General features: G+C 43.6%; 19 protein-coding genes. 12 read left to right on the top strand and 7 right to left on the bottom strand.

Going from position 1 to position 20,433, the window contains the following annotated elements; translation table 11 throughout:
* Window positions 1–43 precede the first annotated feature (43 nt).
* A complete protein-coding gene (locus tag IEX80_RS19540) occupies window positions 44–415 on the bottom strand; it encodes a hypothetical protein (protein WP_188833861.1) in 372 nt (123 codons plus the stop codon).
* Between the two features lie 118 nt (window positions 416–533).
* Between IEX80_RS19540 and IEX80_RS19535 the strand changes: the two genes are divergently transcribed.
* The 3 genes from IEX80_RS19535 to IEX80_RS19525 all read left to right on the top strand — a co-directional run bounded on the left by IEX80_RS19535 (window position 534) and on the right by IEX80_RS19525 (window position 6,256).
* Window positions 534–1,181, top strand: coding sequence for a sigma-70 family RNA polymerase sigma factor (locus tag IEX80_RS19535; RefSeq protein WP_188833860.1), 648 nt, complete (start codon window positions 534–536; stop codon window positions 1,179–1,181).
* A gap of 211 nt (window positions 1,182–1,392) precedes the next feature.
* Window positions 1,393–2,469, top strand: a complete 1,077-nt coding sequence (locus tag IEX80_RS19530; RefSeq protein ID WP_229701686.1) for a YncE family protein — start codon at window positions 1,393–1,395, stop codon at window positions 2,467–2,469.
* A 148-nt stretch (window positions 2,470–2,617) separates the two neighbouring features.
* Window positions 2,618–6,256 carry a family 78 glycoside hydrolase catalytic domain gene (locus IEX80_RS19525; protein ID WP_188833859.1) on the top strand — a complete coding sequence of 1,213 codons (3,639 nt, stop codon included), beginning with the start codon at window positions 2,618–2,620 and terminating at the stop codon, window positions 6,254–6,256.
* A gap of 88 nt (window positions 6,257–6,344) precedes the next feature.
* Here the strand turns inward: IEX80_RS19525 and IEX80_RS19520 are convergent, their stop codons facing one another.
* Both IEX80_RS19520 and IEX80_RS19515 read right to left on the bottom strand, forming a co-directional pair.
* A complete protein-coding gene (locus IEX80_RS19520; RefSeq protein ID WP_176628627.1) occupies window positions 6,345–6,755 on the bottom strand; it encodes a cupin domain-containing protein in 411 nt (136 codons plus the stop codon).
* 74 nt (window positions 6,756–6,829) lie between these two features.
* Window positions 6,830–8,128, bottom strand: a complete 1,299-nt coding sequence (locus IEX80_RS19515) for an epoxide hydrolase family protein (protein WP_188833858.1) — start codon at window positions 8,126–8,128, stop codon at window positions 6,830–6,832.
* 282 nt (window positions 8,129–8,410) lie between these two features.
* On the opposite strand from IEX80_RS19515, the gene IEX80_RS19510 reads away from it, so the two are divergent.
* Complete coding sequence (locus IEX80_RS19510) at window positions 8,411–9,565, top strand: ankyrin repeat domain-containing protein (protein WP_188833857.1); 1,155 nt, start codon at window positions 8,411–8,413, stop codon at window positions 9,563–9,565.
* 36 nt (window positions 9,566–9,601) lie between these two features.
* On the opposite strand, the gene IEX80_RS19505 is transcribed toward IEX80_RS19510, so the two are convergent.
* Entirely contained in the window at window positions 9,602–10,087 is a 486-nt protein-coding gene (locus IEX80_RS19505; protein WP_188833856.1) for a hypothetical protein, read from the bottom strand.
* 369 nt (window positions 10,088–10,456) lie between these two features.
* On the opposite strand from IEX80_RS19505, the gene IEX80_RS19500 reads away from it, so the two are divergent.
* Genes IEX80_RS19500 through IEX80_RS19490 form a run of 3 tightly spaced genes read left to right on the top strand, consistent with a single transcriptional unit; the run spans window position 10,457 to window position 11,453 of the window.
* Window positions 10,457–10,900: an Hsp20/alpha crystallin family protein gene (locus IEX80_RS19500; protein ID WP_090533253.1), complete on the top strand. Its 444-nt coding sequence runs from the start codon at window positions 10,457–10,459 to the stop codon at window positions 10,898–10,900.
* Window positions 10,901–10,957: 57 nt separating this feature from the next.
* Window positions 10,958–11,272: a hypothetical protein gene (locus IEX80_RS19495; protein WP_090533251.1), complete on the top strand. Its 315-nt coding sequence runs from the start codon at window positions 10,958–10,960 to the stop codon at window positions 11,270–11,272.
* Window positions 11,250–11,453 (top strand): hypothetical protein, encoded by a 204-nt coding sequence (locus IEX80_RS19490; RefSeq protein ID WP_139160044.1) that lies wholly within the window; start codon window positions 11,250–11,252, stop codon window positions 11,451–11,453. Before IEX80_RS19495 ends, IEX80_RS19490 begins: the two co-directional genes overlap by 23 nt.
* Before the next feature lie 108 nt (window positions 11,454–11,561).
* Here the strand turns inward: IEX80_RS19490 and IEX80_RS19485 are convergent, their stop codons facing one another.
* From IEX80_RS19485 to queD, 3 genes are all read right to left on the bottom strand, one after another.
* On the bottom strand, window positions 11,562–12,251 hold the full coding sequence (locus IEX80_RS19485) for an OmpW/AlkL family protein (RefSeq protein ID WP_090533247.1): 690 nt from the start codon (window positions 12,249–12,251) through the stop codon (window positions 11,562–11,564).
* A 285-nt stretch (window positions 12,252–12,536) separates the two neighbouring features.
* The gene (gene adhP / locus IEX80_RS19480) at window positions 12,537–13,571 is read right to left on the bottom strand and encodes an alcohol dehydrogenase AdhP (protein WP_188833855.1); all 1,035 of its coding nucleotides are present in this window, start codon (window positions 13,569–13,571) and stop codon (window positions 12,537–12,539) included.
* A 155-nt stretch (window positions 13,572–13,726) separates the two neighbouring features.
* Entirely contained in the window at window positions 13,727–14,083 is a 357-nt protein-coding gene (queD, locus tag IEX80_RS19475; RefSeq protein ID WP_188833854.1) for a 6-carboxytetrahydropterin synthase QueD, read from the bottom strand.
* A gap of 282 nt (window positions 14,084–14,365) precedes the next feature.
* On the opposite strand from queD, the gene IEX80_RS19470 reads away from it, so the two are divergent.
* From IEX80_RS19470 to ccoN, 5 genes are all read left to right on the top strand, one after another.
* On the top strand, window positions 14,366–14,620 hold the full coding sequence (locus IEX80_RS19470) for a hypothetical protein (RefSeq protein WP_188833853.1): 255 nt from the start codon (window positions 14,366–14,368) through the stop codon (window positions 14,618–14,620).
* 15 nt (window positions 14,621–14,635) lie between these two features.
* A complete protein-coding gene (locus IEX80_RS19465; protein ID WP_188833852.1) occupies window positions 14,636–15,514 on the top strand; it encodes a universal stress protein in 879 nt (292 codons plus the stop codon).
* 158 nt (window positions 15,515–15,672) lie between these two features.
* Complete coding sequence (locus IEX80_RS19460) at window positions 15,673–18,057, top strand: heavy metal translocating P-type ATPase (protein WP_188833851.1); 2,385 nt, start codon at window positions 15,673–15,675, stop codon at window positions 18,055–18,057.
* A complete protein-coding gene (gene ccoS, locus IEX80_RS19455; RefSeq protein ID WP_188833850.1) occupies window positions 18,054–18,215 on the top strand; it encodes a cbb3-type cytochrome oxidase assembly protein CcoS in 162 nt (53 codons plus the stop codon). The genes IEX80_RS19460 and ccoS overlap by 4 nt, the downstream gene beginning before the upstream one ends.
* 86 nt (window positions 18,216–18,301) lie before the next feature.
* Window positions 18,302–20,428, top strand: a complete 2,127-nt coding sequence (gene ccoN / locus IEX80_RS19450) for a cytochrome-c oxidase, cbb3-type subunit I (protein ID WP_188833849.1) — start codon at window positions 18,302–18,304, stop codon at window positions 20,426–20,428.
* The last annotated feature ends 5 nt before the right edge of the window (window positions 20,429–20,433 follow it).

Here is a 20,433-nt window from a genome sequence, read left to right as displayed (position 1 = left end):
CCCGTTATAAATAATTGTACAACACAGTAAAGTGCTTATGATGTTAATTTTTGACTGTAGTAGATAGTTTTGCTAATGAGAAGGCACCGATTGCCATTACAATGTCACGCACAGCCACATCTAAATAGGTTCCGCTTGCCAATAAACTCAATGCAATTAATACTAACCAGGCACTAACAAGATAAGCTCCTTTTTGCGGATTAAAAAGCACTAATATTCCGGCCACAATTTCAATTATGCCAACAATCATCATAAATACATGTTCGCCGAAAGGAAGCATGGCCTTAATTGTTGGATTGAGATAATGTGACCAATCAGTCAATAGGTTGGTGAATTTGTCGGCTCCCGCTACAACAGGCACTAAGCCATAAGTAAACTTTAAAAGAGTTTGAGTGTTTTTAGTTTGATCTTCCATGTTTATTTTGAATTAATATCCATTAGAGATTGCCTTTGAACAAAGGGTTACAAAGTTTAATTAGAGGTAATCTGTAACCCTTTAGCTGTACAGTACTCTATTATATAAATCAGATTTTATGAACCTACCTGCCGATCAAATGACAGATACTTTCAGTGACGAGGAGATTGTAAAACGAGTAGTTAATGGCGAAAAGCATTTGTACGAAAAACTAATGCGCAAATTCAACGAAAGATTGTATAGGATCAGCATGTCCATCATTAACGACGATAAGGAGGCTGAAGACATTATGCAAACGGCCTACCTAAACGCCTATCGCCAGTTGTCTAATTTCAAATATCAATCGAGTTTTAGCACCTGGCTAATCCGGATCCTGATTAACGAGAGCCTGTTGCACAAAAAGAGGAAAGCTCAATTAGAAAAAACACTTACGGAACATATTCGCATTGATCACCAACCTGAAACACCTTTAGATAATCTTATGAACAAAGAATTAAAAGCTATTTTAGAAAAGGCGGTATTAACGCTCCCTGAAAAATACAGGTTGGTATTTGTAATGAGGGAGATACAGGGAATGACCACTAATGAAACAATGGAAGCGCTGGAAATAGGGGAGTCTAATGTTAAAATAAGATTGAACCGGGCCAAAGAAATGTTACGCACCGAGTTAAATAGTTATTGGCAGCCCGGAGAACTTCTGGAATTTAACCTTACTCGTTGTGATGTGATCGTTAATTATGTGATGCATAAAATCAATGCAGGTTGATAATAATGTTATCAGAAATTTGGGTGTTATTATAGTTAATCTATTAAAAACAAACCGCGATAGATAACAATCTGGTCTTCGTCGATTTGTTTGCCACCGGCAGAGGTAGCAAAGCTGTGATCAGTATATTTGTTTTAAGGAGAGATCACTCTAATGATCGGCTTCGTTACTTTTAAACGAATTATAAACCGCCCTTCAATTAACAAATCGCATGAATAAAACTGCATTCGCCCCCAATTTTAAAGCGATGAGATTTGACATGGTCAAATTACTCGTCGTAAGCATATTATGGATTCCGATGGTTTTTATTTCAAACAAATGTTCAGCGCAGGCCACACCCTCGCGGGTTTTACTTGCACTTTCAAAAAGCGATCATAATTTGGCGATCATCAATCCGGTGACTTTAAAGGTTATCGCGCGTATTCCTGTGGGATCCGATCCTCATGAAGTTATTGCCTCAGCCGATGGAAAGACGGCTTATGTTTCCATCTACGGTGGAGGAAGCCTGCACGAGCTGAGCGTAATTGATCTTGTGGCGCAAAAAGCGCTGCCCGCCATTGATACCAAACCATTGATGGGGCCGCATGGATTAACATTTGCAGGAGGAAAAGTTTGGTTCTCGGCCGAAGGCGCTAAAGCTGTTGGCCGCTATGATCCTGCAACCGGCAAATTTGACTGGGCCATGGGAACAGGCCAGGATAGAACGCACATGATCTATGTAACCGATGATGGGAAAAAGGTGTTTACCACAAATGTATCTTCAGCAACGGTAAGCATTTTGGAGGATAGTTTGCTGAAGCCAATGGGGCCTCCGGGCGGTTTTGCACCTCCGGCACGCCATGACTGGGTACAAACTGTTGTCCCGGTAGCTAAAGGTTCTGAGGGTTTTGACGTATCACCCAATGGGCGCGAATTGTGGACTGCAGGTGCTGAGGATGGCAATATTTCAATCGTCGATATCGCGGCCAAAAAGGTAACTGCCACAATTGATGCAAAGGTGGCAGGTGCCAACCGGCTTAAATTTACGCCTGATGGCAAACGTGTATTGGTTACCAGTCTTCGTACCGGCGACTTGTTCGTTTTTGATGCTACTTCGCATCAGGAAATAAAACGTATAAATACAGGCCATGGGGCGGCAGGGATTCTGGTAAACGACGACGGATCACGTGCATTTATCGGCTGCACTGGTGATAATTATGTGGCAGTGATCGACCTTAATAAATTAGAAGTGACCGGGCATATTGATATTCGCGGGGCTGATGGTTTGGCCTGGGCGTTGATGCGTTGATGCCGTGATAATTTATTAGCTTTAAGCTTCGTATTCTGCTTTTAGTCCTATAAAAAAGTATTTGCAATCAAAGGGGTAAGTAAGGGACAGTTAAGTATCATTTTATTAGCATATTGCTTTACCAATTATTTTTACTGTAAACCCAATTATGACAAAAAATCCTGCCCCGATAACTAAACCGGCTATCCTGATTTTATTACTGTTATTTTCATTTATACAAATTAACCTTTACGGTGCTGTAAAAGGGACCAGGATAGTTAACCTGCAGGTGGAGTATACAGATCATCCTATTGGGATTGATGTTAAACTGCCCCGGTTTAGCTGGCAAATGCTGGCCCCTGAAGGATCGAGAGGCTATAACCAGGTTGCTTATCAGATCATCGTAAAAGATACACAGGGAAAAGTGGTATGGAATAGCACCAGAATAAAAAGTGGAACAGCCTTAGCTGTGGTTTACGCAGGCTCGCCGCTTAAAGCCGCAACCCGCTATAGCTGGACGGTAAATGTTTGGGATCAGGCAGGCGGTGTTTCTTCCTCGGGCTCCTGGTTTGAAATGGGGCTCATGGACACGGGAATGTCGGCCTGGGATGGCGCGCAATGGATAGGGGGAGGAGATAATGACCTGGTGCTTTATGCACATTACCTGCCGCTGTATAACCTGAAATATAAAGTGGCTATCGCGCCAGGGAGCTCCAGGGCAAGCCTGATTTTTGCCGCTAATGACCCACGGCTGATGGATAGTAACAGGAACATTTTTCAGCTTGCCAATAAAAAGAACCAATCTTATTTTAAAGTGGAGGTGGATATTTCAGGGCTGGATCAGGGAGGCAATGCACGGATCAACGTATACAGAGCAGGGTATTCGGAAAAAGATACATTGGGTAAAGTATTTAAAAGCTTTCCAATAAAAACCGACCTGATTGGCAACGGTAATAAGAACAAACAGCACTCCATATTGATCAATAATGAGCTTGGTACACTTACATTCACTGTTGATGATAATAAAATATTTTTAGCCGATGAGAAAGATGCAACTGCTATAGCCCAGCCTGTGCCTGCAAACCGCGACGCCGTGATAACACTTAATCCGCTTGGCCTCCATGATGTAATCTCTTTTGGAATGCTTGGGGAGATAGGTTTTTCTGTAGATAAAGGTCAGAAAGCCGAATTTTCTGAGCTGACGGTTTCCAATTTCAGGTCGCCGCGCAACAATTTATTCAGCGAAAAGCCCGAAGAACATAATTACAAAGGGATTTTTAAAGAAGCTGTTATTACCCCTTCATCCGGTTTAGTTATAAAAGATGGGAAATATGAGGTAGATGGCGGAAGTGCAGGCGCATTTATCCTTGCCGATCCCAGTCATAACGCTATGCCCATGCTGCGGTCGGTGTTTAGTGCGAATAAAGCTATTTCGAAAGCAAGGCTTTATGTCACTGCAAGAGGCATCTATGAAATTTATCTTAATGGTAAACGGGTAGGTAACGATTATTACAACCCCGGCCTTACACAATACAACAAAACTCATCTTTATCAAACCTATGATGTTACCAATATGATAGCCAAAGGTAAAAACGCTATCGGAGCTATGCTTGGTGAAGGCTGGTGGAGTGGGTTGTTAAGCTACGGATCTGTTTGGAACCATTTTGGCGACAGGCAATCCTTATTAGCCAAACTGGTTATTACTTATACCGATGGTTCGGAGGAAGTGATCAAAACCAATAACAAAAACTGGAAATATTTTAACGATGGCCCTGTTGTTTACAGCAGTCTGGATATGGGCGAGGTTGACGATGCCACAAAGGAAGTTGCAATTAAAGACTGGAACACGGTAGCTTATGATGATCACAACTGGCAAAAAGCGCAGGAAGTATCTCTAAAAGGAACAACATATACGGGGGATGACGTCGACTATTTCGGGAAAAAGATCCCGCTGGATTTTGATCATATTTCGATAATCGGGCAGATCGGAACATCGGCAGGAATTTATAAAACCCTTACTGCAAAAGGAGTGAGGGAAGTTAGAAAAGGTGTTTATGTATATGACATGGGACAGAATTTTGTAGGTGTGCCCAAGATCAGCATCAAAAATGGTATCGCCGGAAAAAAACTGACCTTGCGTTATGCCGAAATCCTGTATCCCAACCTGAAGGAGTCTGGTAAAAATGTAGGTATGATCATGACCGAAAATTACCGTGCAGCTTTAAGTCAGGATCTCTATATCATGAAGGATGGCGATCAGGTGATCCAACCGCATTTTACATCGCATGGTTATCAATATATCGAAATTACCGGCATTGACAAGCCGCTGCCGTTAGAGGATGTACAGGGCTTGGTTATAAGTTCCGTAAAAAAACTCACTGCCGATTACACTACCTCCAATCCAAAGGTGAACAAACTATGGTCCAACCTAACGTGGTCAAATATCGATAACTTCCTCACCATACCAACCGATTGCCCGCAAAGGAATGAGCGGATGGGTTGGTCGGGCGATATCAGTATATTTTCACGTACTGCAACCTATGTATCCAATGCCGATCAGTTTCTGCGCAGGCATATGCTGGCCATGCGTGATTTGCAAACTGAGCAAGGGCGATTTACCGATATAGCACCAGTTGGCGGTGGCTTTGGTGGTGTGATTTGGGGAAGCGCAGGCATTACCGTTGCATGGGAAACTTATCAGCAATATAATGATGTATCATTACTTGCCGAACATTATGAAGCAATGAGCAGGTATATGGATTACATCGACTCAACCATTGATCCTAAAACCGGCTTCAGTACGGACGGTGTGTTGGGCGATTGGCTTGGGCCACAGTATATGCAGCTTGGCACTGCTTTCCCGGTTACGGCTTATCATGTTTATGATTTGGGCATTATGGCAAAGGTGGCTGGCATTTTAGGAAAGAAAGATGATGCTGAGAAATTCAGGAAAAAATATGAAGAGCGAAAAGCCTTCTTCAACAAAACATTTGTTAACGCTGATAAAAAAGCCGTAGGTGTTGTTGGTGGTGGGATGTTTGGCGAGCCCGGCAAAAAAGAGTTTAAAGTTTCGGATACGCAAACGGCCTATGCAACAGGTTTGGCACTTGGCGTATTTAGCAACGAAAATATCAGTTATATGGCAAAGAACCTTGAGGCTGCCGTTGAACACGAGAATAAAGATGATCAGGGGATCGTCCGTCCGTCTTATTCCCTCATGACCGGATTTGTAGGTACGGGCGCGATCAGTAAAGCCCTTTCAGATAACGGGCACTCGGACCTTGCTTATAAAATGTTGCAGAACGAGCATTATCCATCGTGGCTGTATGCTATTAATCAAGGCGCTACAACTATCTGGGAAAGGCTGAACGGGTATACTGTAGAAAACGGCTTTGGCGGTAATAACAGCATGAATTCTTTTAACCACTATTCATTTGGTGCTGTTGGTCAATGGATGATTGCTTATTCTATCGGGATTCAGCGTGATGAACCTGGTTTTAAGAAATTTATTTTGCAGCCTGAACCTGACCCGACCGGGGAGATGAGCTGGGCTAAAGGATCTTATGATTCGCCTTATGGACGGATAAACAGTAGCTGGTCCGTAAGCGGTAAAACATTGACCTATGATGCAACTGTTCCGGCGAATACCACAGCTACATTGTTTCTTCCGGCAAGTACTGTTAAAGGGATAACAGAAGGCGGTAAGCCTGTGGCGAGGGCAAAGGGTATCAGCTTTATCAGGTTTGAAGGAAAGAAAGCAATTTATCGTTTGATGCCGGGAGCTTACCGGTTTAAATCAAGCTTATAAAGCTGTGCCCGAAGCAATTTTGGAAGTATTGATCGCAATGATTATTGATGAGATTGGGGATCGATACTTCCAAAATCTATAATGGACCTTACTTGATCAATGTAACAAGTGGTTTATCTTTTTCAACAATATAGGTGGCAAGCTCACTCGCCTTAGTAGTACCCACATTTTTTACCGAATGCACGGTTCCGTAAGGAATGAACAAAACATCGCCTGCTTTAAGTGTTACCGGTTGTTGGCCTGCTACCTGGTATTCCAGTAACCCTTCAAGTACATAAATAATTTCTTCGCCGGGGTGTTTATGCTCAGGATAAGCCTTCCCTTTTTCAATATCTACACGGATCTGCACCATTTCGCGGCCAGGAACACTAAGGTCATGTCGCTGTAACTCCGTGCGACCAGTTACCGTTTGCTGAGCCAGGACAGATGATGGAAGTGTAAGTACTGCAAGAGCTGTGATAATAATGGCAGTAGCCAATTTGTTTTTATTAGTTTTCATGTTTTTTTTGAATTTAGTTGTTTGTAATTTATTTAAAAGCAGGCAATGTGATTACTCCATTACCCTAAAGTAAATTAACGCAGTTGTTTGAATGCTGCACGCAACTCTTCAGTAAATAATTGTGGTTGTTCCCACGCTGCGAAGTGACCACCCTTGTCAACCTCATGAAAATAAGTAAGGTTAGGGTATGCACGCCGGGCCCAGGTTTCGGGAGCGCGATAAACATCTTCCGGAAACACGGTAATAGCTACCGGCAATTTGATCTCGGTGGTTTTTTGCGCAGTGGCGCTTATGGGTCCGCGTCCGGCATTTTCCCAATAAAGGCGCGCTGCAGAAGTACTGCTGTTTGTAAGCCAGTACAAAGTAAAGTCGTCGAGTACTTCATCTTTTGTTGGGTATTTGTCTGGGTCATCATCATAAGTCCATTGTGAAAAACCGGGATGAATTAGTAACCAGGCTGCAAGGCCGGCAGGTGAATCTGTTAAGCCATAGCCAATGGCCTGTGGCCTGGCAGTCATTATTACGTTGTATGCAGCGGCGCCTGTTTTTCTGTATTTGCTTAAGGCATTAAATACATCAAGTTCTTTACCTGAAAGTCCGGCAGGAGCGGGGCTGCCGGTGGTAAGCGCCGCATCTACTTCAACAGGTATTGTGGCCGGTAAATTGAGGTGAATGCCTGCCAAACCTGCCGGCGCCTGCCTGCCCATTGCTTCGGTGATAACTGCGCCCCAATCGCCGCCTTGTGCCGCGTAATGGGTGTATCCAAGTCGTTTCATAAGCACATCCCATACGCGGGCAATGCGCTCTGGGCCCCAGCCAGCTTCGGTTGGTTTGCCAGAGAAGCCATAACCCGGTAGGGATGGGATCACTACATCAAAAGCATCTTCTGCCCGGCCTCCAAATGCGGTCGGATTAGTAAGCGGGCCAATGATCTTAAGTAATTCAAACACAGAACCAGGCCAGCCATGTGAAATAATGAGCGGCAATGCATTTTTGTATGGTGAGCGTACATGAATAAAGTGGATGTTAACGCCATCAATTGTAGTTGTAAATTGTGGCAAAGCATTTAGTTTTTCTTCAGCTTTGCGCCAATCGTAGCCCTTGCCCCAATAATTAACAAGTTCCTGTAGCTTTTCAAGCTGAGCACCTTGTGAACGGTCGGCAACGGTTTCATGATCTGGCCAGCGCGTTGCTGCTATGCGGCGTTTAAGATCAGTGAGTTCTTTTTGAGGAATATAAACCTTGAAAGGGCGAATGGCTTCATTGGATTGTACTTCGGCAGGAGTTCCAGTTTGCGCATAGCCGGTTGTGCCCTGCACCAGAAAGGTTCCTGCAATACTGGTACTTACAAGAAGGTTTTTTACAGTTTTCATTGTTTGAGTTTCTAATTTTTGGTAAAACTACAGCAGTAGCTATCCGTTATGAAGCTCCTTTATGGTGAAGCGGACTAACTAATCCTTCAGACAGACATTAACGGATGCAAAAATCAGGTTAAGGAGGAGAAAATGACCGCTTACCGGCCGAAAAAGAATAGCTAACAAGATTTGACTAATGTATATTTGATAAACAATTGCCAATATATAAATCACTTAAATCAGGCTTTAAGATTGCCAGTTTTATACTTCTAAAAAAATGAAGTTTTAACGAATAAAATCATGACTGACATATCTATAACCCAAAAGAGTATAGCAGGCCAGGCATCCCGCGATGGCAATGTTACTACCCTGGCTGATTTTATACTGAATTATGGCGATAGGTCACAGTTGTCGCAGTGGTTTGGGGATACGGGTTATCAACCGGAAAATAGCCCCGAGGAGAATGCCCGGTTAATTATATCTCATGCAAACTATTTTGATAGCTGGGCAGATTATGAAAAATTTAAAACCGGGTTATCAACAAATCCGTCCTTGCAGCAATTTGAGCAGGCCGCCGACGCTATAGCTGCCGGAGATGCGGATACGCTCAAAAAGCTGCTGGCACAAAGGCCAGGCCTGATAAATGAGCGTTCGCGGCGCAATCATCACAGCACATTGTTAAATTATGTTGGTGCAAATGGCTTTGAAGCATGGCGCCAGAAAACACCACAAAATGCCGTGGAAATTGCGGCTATAATTTTAGACGCAGGCGCAGAAGTTGATGCCTGGGGCGATATGTACCGGGGAACATCTACACTCGGACTTGTTGCCACCAGTGTGCACCCGGTTATCAAAGGAATACAGGAAGAGCTGATGGATATCCTGATCAGGCATGGTGCCGACCCCAATCATGCGGTAGCTGCGGATTATACCGATGGCAACCTGATCCTGGCCTGTCTGCATAATGGCCGTTATGAACCTGTCCGTTATCTTGCTTCCAAAGGCGCGGAAGTTGAATTGGAAGGTGCCGGTGGTATTGGCGACCTGGAAAAGGTTAAATCTTATTTTAATGAACAGGGAGAACTTATTAATAAAAGCATGGCTGCGAAGCGCGATGGCTGCCTGATCTGGGCTTGTGTTTGCGGTCATCGCCCGGTAGTTGAATTTTTACTGAACCACGGCTGCGGCGTGCGCACCGTTTGGGACAATACCACGCCACTCCATTCGGCGGCCTACGGGGGGCAGGTAGAATTGGTAAAGATGCTGCTGAACGAAGGCGCAGACATGGAAGCATTGAATGGATACGGGGGCACTGTATTGGGCTCCACGCTTTGGGCGCTGTACAACAGCCGGAGGCCGGGCCACCTGGAAATCATGGAAATACTGATAGCCTCGGGTGCAGTTATTAAGGATGACTGGCAAATTTATATCGATGAAAAAAGAGCTGAAACATAGCCTGACCCTATGAAAGGAGCTTGCATGGCAATTTTCCTACATGTCAATCGATCTTAATTTAGTCGATGGGTTAGCCATATTCATCGAAAAAAGATTTTCAGGCAGTATGATATCCGGGTATTTATCCATCATATAAGCCTTTTGAACGGGAACGTCAAATGCCCTGATCACGCGCTGGTTAAATGTTTTAACCCTGATAGTTTCGCTGTTTATGCGGAGGAGGATCACCGGTTGCGGCGCTCCGTTTACCTGTACGCTGTAATTATAATCTATCCCCTGAAAATAGATAGTTGTTTCATAACCGAATTCATAAACCTCTTTGGCCTTTTTGATCTTTTTTGATTTAACGGAAAGGATCAGGTAAAAAATGCCAGCCCAGGCCAGCAACAATGGTACAAATATTATCCAGCCGCCCATGCTGCCAAAAAAGACTATTAAGGGTGCTCCAAAGCAAAGATTAAACATCAATCCAAAACTGGTATAAAAGGGTTTGGAATAAAAATAAGTGATTCTTCTGCTCACATCATCTGTTATTAACCTGATAGGCACCATGATTTGTACTTTATGATTTAAACCAAAATAAAATAGTTATTGTTTTAGGCCCCAAAGAACGGAGGGGGGTAATTGGCCGCGATTCTACCAATGCTTTTTTAGCTTGAACAAAGCGGTACACGTCGTAAAAATATCAACCATTATTGCTTTGCTTTAATACGAATGTTAAAAAGCAATGGCATATTGAATATTTGTCAGGTCGAACTGAAAAAAAAGCATTTTTTGTGAAATTTTTTCAGTGATCTCAAGTATTTATTACACTGGCATTAGCTTTGAATTGAATGAACCGGTTTAATTAATATAAGTTTTAATCATTAATTTATTTAAGGAGGAAGACCTATGACATTGGTTAAATTTAATGCCGACAAAAAGAATAACAGTTCGTTATTACCGTCATTTAATGATGTTTTTGAATCAATCTTAAACGATTCTTTTTTCAATGACCGCCTGGTAGCGCGCGTTCCAGCAGCTAACATCAGCGAAACCGAGGATCATTATCATGTTGAACTGGCTGCGCCCGGCCTGAAAAAAGAAGATTTCAAAATTAACCTTGACCGCAATGTGCTGCACATTTCGGTAGAACGACAAAACGAAAGCAGCGACGTTCAAAAAAATTACAGTAAACGTGAGTATAGTTACAGTTCATTTGTACGTTCGTTTACGTTGCCCGACAGCGCCAATGCCGAAAATATTGAGGCGTCTTATACAGACGGCGTCCTGAAGATCGATATTGCTAAACGCGAAGAAGCTAAGGCTATACGCAGGCAAATTGAAATTAAATAAGTGGATTAGTTTTTTAAATGAGGCTCCTGTTAAAGCAGGAGCCTTTAATTTATAGCTATGGAACTCGGGTTTTATATTTTGCTGAGCGTTAGAACACCGGCAGGATTTGATAGTTATGGACAGTATTTTTTAGGTAATGACCGAAATTTCGCCGACCTGCTTTTTGACAGCTTTAAGGGCAGAGAACATTCGGGCTCCGATTTACTTCATATCGACCTGATGGAAACGACGGGTGAAATCCCGGTAAAAATTAAGTCGATATCCTGTACTCTTGAGGAGCTAACCTGCAATATCAAATTGATTGTCCGGGGTATCTTCCGGCAGAAAAACCTCACAGAATTTAACGGATATGGACAGGCAACAATGGAGTGAAATGCTCATCGGTATGCTCACGATACTGGTGTTATTGACAGAATTGTTTTTATGGTTAACCAGCCCAGGTCACCGCTTGCCCGAAATGAATCAGAAATTATTGCTCACCGGCGCCTTGCTTTGGATATCGGGCATTCTTTTTCGTATAAACAAAACAGACAGCGATGACTGGGCGATATAATAATAAGACAGTTGTTCTGCCCTTAGCTTCGTGAAATCGTATTTCTTTCTTGATTGGGTGTGGTCTTCATACACCAGGCTTTCGCAGGGTATCCCTTGCTATAAGGGATTAAAAACGGTAACCCATACCTACGCCGATGATCCATGGCCTGATTTTTACATCAGCCGGTATGTTTTTCAAAACCGGCGCAAGTTCGGGTTTGCCCGCAGGCGTTAAATTGGATGCATCAACCTTTACATCGGTAGAGAGAAATATTTTCTTCAGATCAATATTCAAGAATACTTTTTTACTGATATCGAAATCAGCACCCAACTGAGTTGCAAAAGCAAAACTGTTGTTGTAATCAATGCCGCCTACGGTTGGACCTTTATCGGCATTGTAAAAAATAGTGTAGTTAAGCCCCGCGCCGATATAGGGTTTAAAAAGGGTACCTGTGGGCAAATGATATTGCAAAGTAAGCGTAGGCGGAAGCAACCATACTTTACCGAGATCAACATCGGCCGAAGAGCCGGCACCAATAGCACTCAGGTTGGAGCCTTTTGTTTTTACCTGGTGTTTTGTTGTCGCCAGGATTAATTCTGCAGAAAAATTTTTGGCAAAAAAGTAGGTGAAATCGAGCTCGGGAACAACAGTATTGGAAATGTTTATATCTCCGCCGATGACGCCTATCGCCGCGCTTTCCTGGGGGATAACCCCAATTGCCCTGATGCGGATGTCCCATTCATTTTTTTGCTGAGCGAAAGCGGTTATCCCGTTTAATAAAAATAAGATTACGGTAGTAAAGAAAATCTTTTTCATAATGATTTGTATTAAATTATGGGTCAAATGTATCCCGCAGGTGATAAATTTTGCCTGACAGGAAACAGTTGTTCTCATGATACTTATCATTTCACGTTTACCCGGTTTATTACCGGATAGCAACCCGGAAACGAGTATAATGCTGACGTTGCCCGCAATAAAAAGATCCGCCCAGGGAGCGGATCTTTTTATTGTAACTTAGTTTGAGGAGGCGCTTAGGTACGGTATATTGCGTCAATGAGCAGTTTGATCCGGCCTGCGGTAAAAGTTTTTGTTATTTGCAGATTAGGGTTTAGCTATTTCAAGTACAACCCGGCCGTCTACCTTACCATTTTTCAGGTCGGCCAAAACTGTATTGATGTCTTCTAACTTCGCGGTATGTATGGTGGCTTTAACTTTTCCTTCCACGGCGAACTCGATAGCTTCCTGCAGATCTTTACGAGTGCCTACAATTGATCCCCTGATGGTATAGCGGTTCAACACGGTTTCAAATATGGGGAGGTCGAAACTACCGGGCGGTAATCCATTCAGCGCGATAGTCCCTTTTCTTCTTAACGCGGATATGCCTTGTTTAAACGCGATGGGTGATACAGCGGTAACCAACACGCCATGCATCCCCCCTGTTTCTTTTTGTAAAAACGCGCCAGGGTCGGTAGTTCTGGCATTAACTGTTAACTCGGCGCCAAGGTTTTTAGCTAATTCCAGTTTTGTATCGTCTACATCAATAGCCGCAACATGCATGCCCATGGCTTTGGCATATTGTACAGCTAAGTGCCCAAGGCCACCTATGCCGGAAATAGCTACCCATTCGCCGGGTTTGGTTTCCGTTTCTTTAAGGCCTTTGTAAACGGTAACACCTGCGCAAATGATCGGTGCCATCGCGGTACAATCCGAGCCTGCCGGGAAATGCCCAACATAACGGGAATCGGCCACCACATATTCTGCATAACCGCCGTCAACGCTATAGCCGCCATTTCGCTGGTCGTTACATAAGGTTTCCCAACCCGTAATACAAAATTCGCAGCATCCACAGGCGCTGTACAGCCAGGGTACACCCACAATATCACCTTCCTTCAGGCCTTTAACATCAGGGCCAAGCGCTACTACATAACCAATAGCCTCATGGCCGGGAATCAGCGGCATTTTGGGTTTAACCGGCCAGTCGCCGTCTGCCGCGTGCAGGTCGGTATGGCAAACACCACTGGCTATTACTTTAACCAGTATCTCGTGCCGGCCCGGTTCGCGTACCGGCATTTCTTCTATTTGCAAAGGCTGGCCAAATTCGTGCACTACGGCGGCTTTCATTTTTTTAGGTATCATATTTTCAATGGCTTATGACTAATGATTTTTTTATTAATACAAAGCTTGCGGAATTTAGCCGCTTAAATAGTGATCAAAATCACCTGCTGTTATGATATGGCACATTCAACCTGAGGGAGATTGCATGAAAATACAAGATGGGATAGATAACTACGCTATTTTCCTTCATAAATTACGCCGGATGTCGGCGTTTCTTTCAATTCAATTTTAGTAAGCCCATCCAATTTTCCTGTTATGCTGTTCCAGATCCATACGGCCAGGTTTTCGGCCGTGGGGTTTTCCAAACCAGGGACCTCGTTCAGAATGGTATGGTCCAACTGATCAACCATTGGTTTAACCGCGTTTTTGATCAGGGCGAAGTCAAGCACCCATCCTTCGGGTGTTGTTACCTCGCCTTCAAAATAAACTGTTAAATGGTAGGTATGGCCATGTATGTTCCTGCATTTGTGGTGCGGCGGAACGTTGGGTAAAAAATGTGCAGAATCGAAAGTGAAGCTTTTGTAAATGATCATATAATACGCTTTTTGCGGTTTTTAGTTTGCGGGCAAAAGAAGCGCGGAGAGTACTCTGATAAAATGATCTGTATTTCTTTATTCGTTGATTGAAATCACTCGCGCATTGGTTAAAATATCTCCGGGTTATATTTACTATACCGGCAGCAATGATTTTCGAAGTACTTACCCGTATCCTTAAGTTCACAATGCGGTACAAGTTTTTTACGCGGCAAATAGTTTCTTATTATTGGTTTTTGGGGTTAGATGTTGTTTTATAGATGTTGACAATCAGATTGATAAATGACAATCGTCACTATTTTAACACCCGCTGTGCTGCAACTTTACATCGTCAGGAACGATGTTATGAAAACACTTGAAAGCGATAAAATACCTGTTGTTTTTAGAATACACCTGCAAAAAAATGATAGTTATACAGCGGTTATTATTGACGGGCAGCCGGTTAAATATTACGGCATATATAACCTTGATAACCGAGTTGAGAGCCAGCTATACAATATCGAACGAATCATAGAAAACATTAATCATATCCATTAATCAATCCTTTAAGCCATGAAAACTATTTTAGTACCCACCGATTTTTCGGAACCTGCAAAAAACGCCGCGAGCTATGCTATAAACCTTGCGCAAAATATAAAAGCGGGCTTGATATTATGTCATGCCATTAAAATACCTTCAGAAACGCCCATGGCAGCGCAGGTAGCCTGGCCTTTAGAGGATTATACATCGCTCAAAGCAGATGCAGATAAGGAATTGGAACAACTTTCTGTAACCTTACAACAGGAAACTCCTTACGCCAAAGCGGGTGCGGGCCATAGTGTTATTAATACCTGTTGTGACGTAGGCGAGGTAATTGATGTAGTAACAGGCAAAATAGATGAAGAAAAGAGCGTAATGGTTGTTATGGGCATGTCGGGAGCGGGGGCTATGAGCAGATTTTTTTTGGGCAGCAACACGCAGGATATGATCAGCGATGCCGCCTTTCCGGTTTTACTCATCCCATCGCAAGCAAAATATCACCCTGTAACCAAAATAGCTTTCGCTACCGATTTGAACAACAGCGATATAGAAATGATCCATTCGGTGGCAAGCCTGGCACGTTATTTTAATGCAGAGCTATTGATAGCCCATGTAACCGACGAGAAATATGAAACAGGTGATGAAAAAAAGGAGGCAGAAGCTTTTTTAAATGAAGTTACCTGTAAAGCCAACTATCCTAAAATTTATTACAGGCACATTAAAGGTACGGGTATAATGCGCGGGCTCGATTGGCTCAGCGAACACGGAGTGATCGATATGCTGGTGATGGTACACCGTAAAGTTAATCCCCTTGAGCGTTTGTTTGGTATCAGTTATACTAAAAAACTTTCGCATCATATTGAAATACCTCTGCTGGTGTTGCCTGAAGGGCTTCCGCCGTTGCATTTCTAAAACAGGAGATGGGAGGGAGCGTATAAGATCACATAGTAACGCGTGTTACTCTTTGTTTTTTAGCTGTGAAAAATGATACTCATCACTTTTCCATCCAACAGCCATCATTTTTCAGGTGCCGGATTACAGCCATTTTTGATCTTATAAATAGATCATCAATGGCTGTAAATATACTTACCCAAACTACCTGTTACCACTGTGGTAATGATTGTGATAAAGATCATTATGTATTAGATGGCAAAGATTTTTGCTGTGCTGGCTGTAAAGGTGTTTATAAAGTGCTATCCAATAGTGGGTTATGTAACTACTACAGTTATAATGAACACCCCGGCGCAACCCGGACCCTTGTGGAAAAGCGATTTGAATACCTTGATGATCCTTCGATCATGGCCGACCTGGTTGATTTTACAGACGAAAATATTACTATACTAACGCTTTATATTCCTTATATCCATTGCAGCTCCTGTATTTGGCTGCTTGAGCAGTTACATAGGTTTAACCCTGCCATTTATTACAGCCGGATTGACTTTTTAAAGAAACAGGTAAACCTGCGCTTTAATAACAGGGAGATAAGTTTAAGGCAGGTTGTGGAGCTGTTGGTTGATATCGGCTATGAGCCACTTATTAACCTCCAGGATGTTATTAAAAAACAACAAACCGGTGCTGGCGATAATCTTGTAAAAAAGATAGCAGTAGCTGGGTTTTGTTTTGGAAATGTGATGCTGCTTAGTTTTCCCGAGTATTTGGGATTGTCGGAATATGAGCAAACTTTCAGGCATTTTTTTGGCTGGTTGAACGTGCTGTTTTCGTTGCCGGTTGTTTTTTACTGCGGTAGGGAATATTTCCAATCGGCCTACACAAATCTGCGTAATAAGATATTGAATATCGATTTTCCGCTGGCGCTGGGCATAGCCGTGCTTTTTTTGCGTACGCTGATTGAGGTACTAACCCATGCGGGGGCTGGGTTTGCCGATACGCTTTGTGGGCTGGTGTTTTTTTTACTGGTAGGTAAATTTGTTCAGCGAAAAACCTATTACCATATCTCTTTTGAGCGTGACTACCGTTCGTTTTTCCCTGTTGCCGTACAGATTGTTGAGAACGGTATCGAAAAGCCGCTGCCCTTATCAGCCCTGAAAGTAGGTCAGCGGATCCGCATTCGTAGTAATGAGATTATTCCGGCCGATGCGATATTACTAAATGGCGAAGCGCGGATTGATTTTAGCTTTGTTACCGGCGAATCAGCTCCCGTGACAAAGGTTTGGGGCGAAGTGGTTTATGCCGGTGGCCGGCAAATGGGCGAAGCTATTGAATTGGAGGTAATTAAACCAGTATCACAAAGCTACCTTACCCAATTGTGGAACAATGAAGCTTTTAGCCGTAGCCAGGACAACCGGATGCAAACCTTTAACCAAAAGGTAAGTAAGTATTTCAGCATTGTTTTACTGGTGATTGCATTGGGTTCATTAGTTTTTTGGCTGCCGGTCGATGTTTACCGTGCTTTTTCGGCATTTACAGCTGTGTTGATTGTTGCCTGCCCCTGTGCACTGGCCTTAAGTACTCCGTTCACTATGTCGGCGGCGCTCAGCGTTTTTGATCGTAATTTTTTCTACCTCAAAAACACCGCCGTTGTTGAACAGCTGGCCCGTATCAATACCATCGTTTTAGATAAAACCGGCACCATTACTATTGGCGGCGAAAACGGTGTAAGCAACAATGCGCAGCTAAGCAGTTACGATGAACAACTCATATACAGCATTTGCAGTAATTCGGCGCATCCCTTAAGCGTTCAGATTTGCGATTACCTCAAGGGCGCAGAAAAACTTCGGGTAAGTAATTACCGGGAAATAGCCGGAAAAGGTATCACTGCCTGGGTTGATGGGCATAATGTTCAGGTGGGCAGCCAGTCGTTTTTAACAGGAGGAGTAGACATCGCAAAATCAACCGAAGTACACCTGATGATTAACGGGCGATACGCCGGTTATTTCAGCTTTGTTAACAAGTATCGCGAAGGGCTTGAAGATATTGCGCGGCTGGCCGCGGATTATAAAATTTACTTGTTATCAGGCGACCAGGACCGGGAGCGGAAAAATTTACTGCCTTATTTTAAGGGGGAGGGATATATGCTGTTTAACCAATCGCCGCAGCAAAAGCTTGATTTTATAAAGGCTTTACAGCTGGCCGGTAAAAAGGTAATGATGATAGGTGATGGCTTGAATGATTCGGGTGCTTTAAAACAAAGTGATTTGGGGATAGCTATTACGGATAACGTTAACAATTTTTCGCCCGGCAGCGATGCTATTTTAGATGGGCGTTCGCTCAGGTTGCTGCCCGCATTTCTTAAATTATCAAAGGATAGTATCACCATTATCCACATCTCGTTTTTTATATCGCTTTGCTATAACCTATTAGGATTAAGCTATGCTGTAAGCGGCAGGCTTTCACCGCTTATAGCGGCCATATTGATGCCTTTAAGTACTGCAACCATCATTTCGTTCACAAGCATAGCAACACACCTCGCCGCTAAAAAAAGAAAATTATCATGAACATTATTTATTTCCTGATCGGGTGCAGCGTGCTGCTTGCACTCGTGTTTTTAGGCGCTTTTTTTTGGGCGCAGCGTAACGGCCAGCATGATGATCTGTATACCCCATCGGTAAGGATCCTGCTGGATGATGAACCGGCCGATAAAGATAAAAAATGACCAATGTCATTATTCAGGCAAACCGTCATCATTCTGTCGGCGGCAGCCTCTCAATACTTTTACACCATTAAATTATTTAATATCATATGCAGCCCGAAAATTTTTACTATGACAACAAGATCGTCCGGAATTTTGGTATCGCCACGGTGATCTGGGGTATAATTGGGATGACCGTAGGCCTCATCGTAGCCATACAATTGTATAGCCCGGGGATGAACATGGGCAACCAATACACTACATTTGGCCGCATCAGGCCCTTACACACCAATGCGGTGATCTTCGCTTTTGTGGGTAACGCTATTTTTATGGGTGTTTACTATTCATTACAGCGGCTGTTAAAAGCGCGGATGTTTAGCGATGCTCTTAGTCAAATTCACTTTTGGGGCTGGCAGCTCATCATTGTTTCGGCTGTTATTACGTTGCCCTTAGGTTTAACCACCTCGCATGAATATGCCGAACTTGAATGGCCAATAGATATTGCCATTACCCTTATCTGGGTTGTGTTCGGCATTAATATGTTTGGTACCATATTTAAACGCCGCGAACGGCATTTATATGTGGCCATATGGTTTTACATAGCCACCTTTGTCACCATAGCCGTATTGCACATTGTAAATTCATTTGAACTGCCGGTATCAGCCTTTAAAAGCTACATGGTATATGCCGGCGTACAGGATGCATTGGTACAATGGTGGTATGGCCACAATGCGGTGGCATTTTTCCTGACCACCCCATACCTGGGCATGATGTATTACTTTTTGCCCAAAATGGCCAACAGGCCTATCTATTCCTATAAATTAAGTATTCTGCACTTTTGGGCGCTCATTTTTATATATATCTGGGCCGGCCCGCACCATTTACTATACACTACGCTACCCGGTTGGGCGCAGTCATTAGGTGTGGCCTTTTCTATTATGCTGTTAGCACCAAGCTGGGGCGGCATGATCAATGGCTTGCTCACCTTGCGAGGGGCCTGGGATAAAGTTCGCGATGATGTGATCCTGAAGTTTATGGTAGTTGGCTTAACTGCTTACGGTATGGCCACGTTTGAAGGTCCTATGCTTTCATTGAAACAGGTGAACGCCATAGGCCACTTTACCGATTGGATAATTGCTCACGTACACGTTGGCGCTTTGGGCTGGAACGGCTTTTTAACCTTTGCCATCCTTTACTGGCTTATTCCGCGTATTTATAAAACGCAGTTATATTCAAAGAAGATGGCCTCGTTCCATTTTTGGATAGGCACGCTCGGGATCCTGTTTTACGCCGTGCCAATGTATTGGGCCGGTTTTACCCAGGGTTTAATGCTTAAAGAGTTTACACCCGAAGGAATTCTGAAATATCCGGCATTTTTGGAAACCACCATGCGCATATTGCCTATGCACGTTATGCGTTCTGTAGGCGGTGGATTATACCTGCTGGGTGTTATTGTAATGGCTTATAACCTTTGCCGCACCGCGCTGCAGGGCAAACTCGTTGCAAATGAGCCTGCCCAGGCTATGCCGTTGCCCGCTTTAAGCACAACCGGGCATGAAGAAACATGGCACCGGGTATTGGAACGCCGCCCAATACAAATGATGATAGCCGCATTGCTGGTTATACTGGTAGGTACTTTTATTGAGTTGATGCCAACGCTAACTATATCATCAAATATCCCAACTATAGCAGCGGTAAAACCTTATACTCCACTTGAGTTGCAGGGACGTGACCTTTATATCAGAGAGGGCTGCTCAAACTGCCACTCACAAACGGTAAGGCCTTTCCGCTCAGAAACCGAGCGCTATGGCGAATACAGCAAGGCTGGTGAATTTGTTTATGATCACCCGTTTTTATGGGGATCAAAACGTACCGGGCCCGACCTGGCACGCGAGGGCGGCAAATATGGTAATGCCTGGCACTATAACCACCTGATGGACCCGCGCCTCATGTCGCCGGGGAGTATTATGCCAAATTATGATTGGCTGTTAACCCAAAATCTTGATACGGCTACCACAGCCGCCAAAATAAAGGCCATGCGCACACTGGGCGTCCCATATCCCGAAGGATATGAAAAAATAGCCAACAACGATCTTAGTAAACAGGAAAAAGAAATTGCCGATAACCTGTATAACGATCATATAAAGGTTAAAAACAATAAAGAAATAGTAGCCTTGATAGCTTACCTGCAACGTTTGGGTACCGATATCAAAGCAAGCAAAACCGCCGCTAAATAACAAAA

Origin of the sequence: Mucilaginibacter rubeus (assembly GCF_014643835.1) — a bacterium.
In the GTDB taxonomy this organism is placed as follows: domain Bacteria; phylum Bacteroidota; class Bacteroidia; order Sphingobacteriales; family Sphingobacteriaceae; genus Mucilaginibacter; species Mucilaginibacter rubeus.
This window is presented reverse-complemented; position numbering and strand designations above follow the sequence as displayed.

Bases quoted from the DNA above. Each gene is read 5' to 3' on its own strand.
- IEX80_RS19540 (WP_188833861.1), bottom strand. From the start codon at position 415: ATGGAAGATCAAACTAAAAACACTCAAACTCTTTTAAAGTTTACTTAT.
- IEX80_RS19535 (WP_188833860.1), top strand. From the start codon at position 534: ATGAACCTACCTGCCGATCAAATGACAGATACTTTCAGTGACGAGGAG.
- IEX80_RS19530 (WP_229701686.1), top strand. From the start codon at position 1,393: ATGAATAAAACTGCATTCGCCCCCAATTTTAAAGCGATGAGATTTGAC.
- IEX80_RS19525 (WP_188833859.1), top strand. From the start codon at position 2,618: ATGACAAAAAATCCTGCCCCGATAACTAAACCGGCTATCCTGATTTTA.
- IEX80_RS19520 (WP_176628627.1), bottom strand. From the start codon at position 6,755: ATGAAAACTAATAAAAACAAATTGGCTACTGCCATTATTATCACAGCT.
- IEX80_RS19515 (WP_188833858.1), bottom strand. From the start codon at position 8,128: ATGAAAACTGTAAAAAACCTTCTTGTAAGTACCAGTATTGCAGGAACC.
- IEX80_RS19510 (WP_188833857.1), top strand. From the start codon at position 8,411: ATGACTGACATATCTATAACCCAAAAGAGTATAGCAGGCCAGGCATCC.
- IEX80_RS19500 (WP_090533253.1), top strand. From the start codon at position 10,457: ATGACATTGGTTAAATTTAATGCCGACAAAAAGAATAACAGTTCGTTA.
- IEX80_RS19495 (WP_090533251.1), top strand. From the start codon at position 10,958: ATGGAACTCGGGTTTTATATTTTGCTGAGCGTTAGAACACCGGCAGGA.
- IEX80_RS19490 (WP_139160044.1), top strand. From the start codon at position 11,250: ATGGACAGGCAACAATGGAGTGAAATGCTCATCGGTATGCTCACGATA.
- IEX80_RS19485 (WP_090533247.1), bottom strand. From the start codon at position 12,251: ATGAAAAAGATTTTCTTTACTACCGTAATCTTATTTTTATTAAACGGG.
- adhP (WP_188833855.1), bottom strand. From the start codon at position 13,571: ATGATACCTAAAAAAATGAAAGCCGCCGTAGTGCACGAATTTGGCCAG.
- queD (WP_188833854.1), bottom strand. From the start codon at position 14,083: ATGATCATTTACAAAAGCTTCACTTTCGATTCTGCACATTTTTTACCC.
- IEX80_RS19470 (WP_188833853.1), top strand. From the start codon at position 14,366: ATGACAATCGTCACTATTTTAACACCCGCTGTGCTGCAACTTTACATC.
- IEX80_RS19465 (WP_188833852.1), top strand. From the start codon at position 14,636: ATGAAAACTATTTTAGTACCCACCGATTTTTCGGAACCTGCAAAAAAC.
- IEX80_RS19460 (WP_188833851.1), top strand. From the start codon at position 15,673: ATGGCTGTAAATATACTTACCCAAACTACCTGTTACCACTGTGGTAAT.
- ccoS (WP_188833850.1), top strand. From the start codon at position 18,054: ATGAACATTATTTATTTCCTGATCGGGTGCAGCGTGCTGCTTGCACTC.
- ccoN (WP_188833849.1), top strand. From the start codon at position 18,302: ATGCAGCCCGAAAATTTTTACTATGACAACAAGATCGTCCGGAATTTT.